3 protein-coding genes are annotated in these 2,621 nt (G+C 76.2%); all 3 read left to right on the plus strand.

The genetic code is table 11. The annotated features are described in order from the left end of the window. Positions 1-610: NUDIX hydrolase (locus tag F2B26_RS15655; protein WP_159810930.1), on the plus strand; the 610-nt coding region annotated here is incomplete at its 5' end. After that, positions 607-1,497 carry an aminoglycoside phosphotransferase family protein gene (locus tag F2B26_RS15660; protein WP_159810932.1) on the plus strand — a complete coding sequence of 297 codons (891 nt, stop codon included), beginning with the start codon at positions 607-609 and terminating at the stop codon, positions 1,495-1,497. The genes F2B26_RS15655 and F2B26_RS15660, both read left to right, overlap by 4 nt. 151 nt (positions 1,498-1,648) lie before the next feature. Beyond that, a partial coding sequence (locus tag F2B26_RS15665) for a PrsW family intramembrane metalloprotease (protein WP_159810934.1) occupies positions 1,649-2,621 on the plus strand: 973 nt, incomplete at its 3' end.

Below are 2,621 nucleotides of genomic sequence, written 5' to 3' on the forward strand. Positions count from 1 at the left end.
GTTCGAGGCGTGGAGCGCCCGGCCGACCTCGCCGGGGGTCCGCCGGTCGGCGGTCCTCGTGCTGTTCGGGGTGCTCGACGCGCTGCCCGCGCGCGCCGGCGGCCCGGTGGCGTCCGACCTGGACGTGCTGCTCCAGCGGCGGTCCAGCACGCTCAGCCACCACCCCGGTCAGATCTCGTTCCCCGGCGGCGGCATCGACCCCGGGGAGAGCCCGGCCGAGGCCGCGCTGCGCGAGGCGGTCGAGGAGACCGGGCTGGAGCCCGCCGGGGTCGACGTGCTCGGGACGCTGGCCCCGCTGCCGCTGCCGGTGAGCAGCAACCTCGTCACCCCTGTGCTCGCCTGGTGGACCCGGCCGTCCCAGGTTGCCGCGGTCGACCATGCCGAGACGGTCGAGGTCTTCCGCGTCCCGGTGGCCGATCTGCTGGACCCGGCGAACCGGGCGACCGCCCACCGTCCGTCGGGTGGGCGCGGCGCGTCACGGACGCCGGCGTTCGTGCTCGACGGCCTGCTGGTCTGGGGCTTCACCGCACTCGTGCTCTCCGGGCTGTTCGACGCGCTGGGCTGGACGGTGCCGTGGGACGCCGCCCGGCTCGTCGAGCCGGACCTGTGAGCGGCCCGCCGGTGCACCCGCTGCACGAGATCGACGTCGACGTCCCCCTGGTCCGTGCGCTGCTCGCCGAGCAGCATCCCGACCTGGCCGGGCGCCGGCTCGTGCGCGCCGGGGCCGGTTGGGACAACGCGCTGTTCCGGCTCGGCGACGACCTGGCCGTGCGCCTGCCGCTGCGCGCGCTGTCCGTCCCGCTCATCGAGCACGAGCAGCGCTGGCTGCCCGAGCTCGCGACGCTGCTGCCGGTCGCCGCGCCCGTCCCGGTCCGGGTCGGGCGACCTTCCCGGCTGTTCGGGTCGCCCTGGTCCGTCGTGCGGTGGGTCGACGGTGTCGGGGCCGAGACCGTCCCGGTCGCCGAGCGCACCCCGTGGGCGGCGGCGTTGGCGCGGTCGCTCGCGGCGCTGCACGTCCCGGCGCCCGCCGATGCCCCGCACAGCCCGTACCGCGGGGTCCCGCTGGCCGTCCGCGACGCGACCGTGCGCCCCCGGCTGACCCAGGGCCCCCGGCCCGACGTGCTGCTGGCCGCCTGGCTGGACGGGCTCGCGGCCCCTGCCTGGACCGGCCCGGCGCTCTGGCTGCACGGCGACCCGCATCCGGCGAACCTGCTCGTGCGGGACGGCCGGCTGGTCGCGCTCATCGACTTCGGCGACCTCACCGCGGGCGACCCGGCCAGCGACCTGGCGACCCGGTGGCTCACGTTCGACGCGGCGGGCCGGGCCGCGTTCACCGCCGCCCTGCCCGAGGTCGACGAGGCGACCTGGCGACGGGCCCGCGCCTGGGTGGCGCCCCTCGTCGTGGCGCTGTGCGCCCATCCGCAGGAGTACCCGTTGCTCGACGCCGTCGGCCGCCACGGCGCGGCGGCGCTGGCCGACGACGGGGCTGCGGGCTGAGACCCGCCGCCACGCCCGCGCGCTGCGCGCCACGCGGACGCTGACACCGACGGCGACGGCGACGGCGACGGCGACGGCGACCAGCATGCTGGCCGGCCCCCGGAACGCACCCCGGCTCGTCTGTCGCGCGCCGCGCCGCTACCCTCCCGGCGTGAGCCTCACCCCGCCCCCGGCCGGCGCCCCGCTCCCCGGCCCGTCACGTGCAACCCCCTCGGTCGGCGGACCCTCCACGCTGCGGGTGCTGGCCTGGATCGGATTCGCGCTGCTCGCGGTCGTCACGGGGACCCTCACCGTGCTGGCGATCTGGCTGAGCACGGGACCCCGCGCGCTGGCCGTCGGCACGGGTCTCGCCCTCGTCCCGGTGATCCCCGTCGTCGCCTTCTACCTGTGGCTGGACCGCTGGGAGCGGGAGCCGCCTTCCTTGCTCACGTTCGCCTTCGTCTGGGGTGCGGCCGTCGCCACGTTCGCCGCACTGCTGCTCAACACCGCAGCGGACCTGCTGCTCGTCAGCTCCGGCCAGGATGCGACGACCACCGCGGTGCTCGTCGCCCCGGTGGTCGAGGAGCTGTTCAAGGGACTCGCCGTGCTGCTCGTGTTCCTGCTGCGCCGCCACGAGTTCGACGGGGTGGTCGACGGGCTGGTGTACGCCGGGATGGTCGGGATCGGCTTCGCCTTCGTGGAGAACGTGCTCTACCTGGGCACGGCGCTCACGGAGGATGGCGGCCAGGGGCTTGCGGCCACCTTCGTGGTCCGATGCCTGTTCTCGCCGTTCGCGCACCCGCTGTTCACCTCGGCCACCGGCATCGGGATCGGTCTGGCGGCGCGCACCCGGCGCCCGGCCGTGCGGGTGCTCGCCCCGGTGCTGGGCTACCTCGTGGCCGTCGGGCTGCACGGGTTGTGGAACTACTCGGCGTCGCTCGGATCGACGTTCCTCGTGCTCTACGTCCTGGTCCAGGTGCCGCTGTTCGTGGGCTACCTCGTGATGGCGGTGCTGAGCAGACGCCGGGAGGCGCGGGTCATCGCCACGCACCTGGCCGAGTACGCGGCGGCAGGCTGGGTCGACCCCGCCGACGCCGCGATGCTCGGCTCGCTGCGGGTGCGGCGCGCGGCCCGACGCTGGGCCG

The sequence above is a fragment of the Cellulomonas citrea genome, assembly GCF_009829685.1.
GTDB lineage: Bacteria > Actinomycetota > Actinomycetes > Actinomycetales > Cellulomonadaceae > Cellulomonas > Cellulomonas citrea.